Below are 527 nucleotides of genomic sequence, written 5' to 3'. Positions count from 1 at the left end.
TCACAAAACGCCATCGCTTCTTGCTTCATGCCTTCTTCAATCTCTTTACGAGTCTGATTGAGCCCATCAAGCTCACTGGCCATGCGACGTGCAGCATGGATGTTGTTACACATCAGTAGCTCAACACCAAAAGACATGTCGTCTAAACGGCCAGCGGCATTAATGCGCGGCCCCAATGCAAAGCCGAAGTCCGATGCCACCAAACGTCGCGCATCGCGTTTCGCCACTTCAATCAGTGCCTGAATACCTGGGCGCGCTTTCCCCGCACGAATGCGCTGCAAACCTTGATGCACCAGAATTCGGTTGTTCTCATCAAGCGGCACAACATCAGCAACAGTGCCCAGTGCGACAAGGTCGATCAGCTCCATCAGTTTCGGCTCTTGCATGCCTTGCTGAGCAAACCAGTTGTGTTTGCGCATGTGAACGCACAACGCCATCATCAGATAGAACGCCACACCAACGCCAGCCAGCGCTTTAGAAGGAAACGCACAACTGTCGAGGTTTGGGTTCACCATCGCATCCACTTC

Annotated in this window: 1 pseudogene; it reads right to left on the bottom strand. The window is 52.9% G+C overall.

The features are described 5' to 3' along the window. A pseudogene (locus tag R7Q11_RS29085) lies at window positions 1-527 on the bottom strand (single-stranded-DNA-specific exonuclease RecJ); the annotation flags it as partial.

The organism is Vibrio sp. 970, assembly GCF_033339075.1.
Note: the sequence above shows the minus strand (reverse complement) of the source record. Positions and strands in the feature narration are given on the sequence as shown.